The 2,926-nt window shown below is 62.0% G+C and carries 4 protein-coding genes and 1 pseudogene; 3 read left to right on the plus strand and 2 right to left on the minus strand.

Annotated features, from left to right (window positions below):
* The 3 genes from HP546_RS28560 to HP546_RS28570 all read left to right on the plus strand — a co-directional run.
* Positions 1 to 403 (plus strand): NIL domain-containing protein (locus HP546_RS28560; protein ID WP_306125904.1); only part of this gene is annotated, 403 nt, incomplete at its 5' end.
* Positions 403 to 1,074: a methionine ABC transporter permease gene (locus HP546_RS28565; RefSeq protein ID WP_010951513.1), complete on the plus strand. Its 672-nt coding sequence runs from the start codon at positions 403 to 405 to the stop codon at positions 1,072 to 1,074. The genes HP546_RS28560 and HP546_RS28565, both read left to right, overlap by 1 nt.
* Before the next feature lie 64 nt (positions 1,075 to 1,138).
* Positions 1,139 to 1,909 carry a MetQ/NlpA family ABC transporter substrate-binding protein gene (locus HP546_RS28570; RefSeq protein WP_172232688.1) on the plus strand — a complete coding sequence of 257 codons (771 nt, stop codon included), beginning with the start codon at positions 1,139 to 1,141 and terminating at the stop codon, positions 1,907 to 1,909.
* Positions 1,910 to 2,037: 128 nt separating this feature from the next.
* Here the strand turns inward: HP546_RS28570 and HP546_RS28575 are convergent, their stop codons facing one another.
* A complete protein-coding gene (locus HP546_RS28575) occupies positions 2,038 to 2,670 on the minus strand; it encodes an SCO family protein (protein ID WP_172232691.1) in 633 nt (210 codons plus the stop codon).
* Positions 2,667 to 2,926: pseudogene (locus HP546_RS28580) on the minus strand (protoheme IX farnesyltransferase); the annotation flags it as partial. The gene HP546_RS28575 and the pseudogene HP546_RS28580, both read right to left, overlap by 4 nt.

The raw sequence follows: 2,926 nt of genomic DNA on the forward strand, positions 1-2,926 counted from the left end.
GGACGTGATCCGCCGGGTCTGCGACTGCGTGGCGGTGATGGACGCCGGCCAGATCGTCGAGCAAGGCTCGGTGGCCGACGTGTTCCTGCACCCGCAGCACCCCACCACCAAGCGCTTCGTCCAGGAAGACGAGCAGGTCGACGAAGGCGAGCAGCGTGATGACTTCGCCCACGTGCCGGGCCGCATTGTGCGCCTGACCTTCCAGGGCGACGCCACCTATGCACCGCTGCTGGGCACCGTGGCCCGCGAAACGGGCGTGGACTACAGCATCCTCGCCGGGCGTATCGACCGCATCAAGGATGTCCCCTATGGCCAGCTCACCCTCGCCCTGATCGGCGGTGACATGGAAGCGGCGTTCGCCCGCTTCAAGGCAGCTGACGTACATATGGAGGTACTGCGTTGATGGACGCCCTGAATTTCTTCGCCAACGTCGACTGGGCCGAAATCTGGCTGGCCACCGTCGATACCATGATCATGCTGTTCGGCTCGCTGTTCTTCACCGTGCTGCTGGGCCTGCCGCTGGGCGTGCTGCTGTTCCTCTGCGGGCCGAAGCAGATGTTCGAGCAGAAGGGCGTGTATGCGCTGCTGTCGCTGGTGGTCAACATCCTGCGGTCGCTGCCGTTCATCATCCTGCTGATCGTGATGATCCCGTTCACCGTGCTGATCACCGGCACCTCGCTGGGCGTCGCCGGTGCCATTCCGCCGCTGGTGGTGGGTGCCACGCCGTTCTTTGCACGCCTGGTCGAAACCGCCTTGCGTGAAGTGGACCGCGGCATCATCGAAGCCACCCAGTCGATGGGCGCCACCACCCGCCAGATCATCACCAGCGCGCTGTTGCCAGAGGCCCGCCCGGGCATCTTCGCCGCGATCACCGTAACTGCCATTACCCTGGTTTCGTACACCGCGATGGCCGGTGTGGTCGGTGCCGGCGGCCTGGGCGACCTGGCCATCCGCTTCGGCTACCAGCGTTTCCAGACCGACGTGATGGTGGTCACCGTGGTGCTGCTGCTGGTGCTGGTTCAAGTGCTGCAGAGCGTGGGCGACAAACTGGTCGTGCATTTTTCCCGTAAGTAACCCCAATGGGGTCGGCCCGGCCGACCCGTTCGGGGGCCGTCGCGGCCCTCACAAGGAGTGATTCATGAAGAAGCTGCTTGCTGTTGCTGCCGCTGTTGCGGCCTTCTCGGCCCACGCCGATACCCTGACCGTTGCCGCCACCCCGGTGCCGCACGCCGAGATCCTCAACTTCGTCAAACCGCAGTTGGCCAAAGAGGGCGTGGAGTTGAAGGTGAAGGAATTCACCGACTACATCCAGCCGAACGTACAGGTTGCCGAAAAGCGCCTGGACGCCAACTTCTTCCAGCACCAGCCGTACCTGGATGAGTTCAACAAGGCCAAGGGCACCCAGCTGGTGAGCGTGGCCGGCGTGCATATCGAGCCGCTGGGCGTGTACTCGACCAAGATCAAGAAGCTCGACGAGTTGTCTTCCGGCGCCACCGTGGTCATCCCCAACGATGCCACCAACGGCGGCCGCGCCCTGCTGCTGCTGGACAAGGCCGGCGTGATCAAGCTCAAAGACAACAAGAACATCCTGTCCACCGTGAAGGATGTTGCCGAAAACCCGAAGAACGTGAAGTTTCGTGAGCTGGAAGCGGCCACCATCCCGCGCGTGCTGACCCAGGTCGATGCCGCCCTGATCAACACCAACTATGCGCTGGAAGCCAAGCTGAACCCTGAAAAAGACGCCTTGGCCATCGAAGGCAGCGATTCGCCTTACGTGAACATCCTGGTTGCCCGCCCGGACAACAAGGACTCGGGCGACATGAAGAAGCTGGCGGCTGCACTGCACTCGCCTGAGGTGAAGCAGTTCATCATCGAGAAGTACAAGGGCGCTGTGGTTCCGGCGTTCTGATCCCACATCCCCGGGGCCGCTTTGCGGCCCATTCGCCGGCAAGCCAGCTCCCACAGGTACAGCGCCAACCTCAGGTTCTGTGAGGCCCCTGTGAGAGCTGGCTTGCCGGCGAAGCTTTCAGAGCCACATCAATCCCGTTTAACCAGCCCAGGCAACTGCGCCACCAGCTTCTGGTTGTTGAACGGCGCCCGAATGAACCCGCGCTGACGCCCATCCGGCCCGACGATCGCCAGGTTGCCGCTGTGATCCACGGTATACCCCGGCTTGCTGGTATCCGCCGGAATGAACGGAATGCTCAAGGCATTGGCCAGTTTCTGGGTATCTTCGATCGACCCTGCCACGCCGACAAAATCCTTGTCGAAATAGCCCAGGTACTGCTTCAGCTGATTCGGCGTATCGCGATTCGGATCCACGCTCACCAGCACCACCTGCAGCCGGTCGACAGCTTCCTTGGGCAGTTCGCTCTTCACCTGACGCAGCTGGGCCAGGGTAGTCGGGCAGATATCCGGGCAATAGGTGTAGCCAAAGAACAACAGCGACCATTTGCCTTTCAGGTCATCCAGCTGCACCGGCTGGCCGTCCTGGTTGGTCATGCTTACATCCGCCACGGTGCGGCTCTGCGGCAGCAGGATAATGCCGGCGTCGATCAGCTCGGTGGGGTTGGGCTGGTCGCGGCCATTGAGCACCTTGTTGACGGTCAGGCCCATGATCAACGCGACCAGGGCGACGAGGATGAAGACGGTTTTCTGGGTTCGGGTCATAGGTTCAACAACAGGTAGTGGTCTAGAAGCAACGCGATGAACAGCGCGAACAGGTAGCCGATAGAGTACTTGAAGGTGCCGATCGCTGCGTGCGGCCGGCTGCCACGGTACAACACCCAGGCCCATTGCAGGAAGCGCAGCCCCAGCACCAGTGCACAGCCCAGGTACAGCGGGCCGCTCATGTGAATGGCATACGGCAACAGGCTCACCGCCAGCAATATCAAGGTGTACAGCAGGATATGCAGCTTGGTGTAGC

The sequence above is a fragment of the Pseudomonas sp. CM25 genome, assembly GCF_013179705.1.
In the GTDB taxonomy this organism is placed as follows: domain Bacteria; phylum Pseudomonadota; class Gammaproteobacteria; order Pseudomonadales; family Pseudomonadaceae; genus Aquipseudomonas.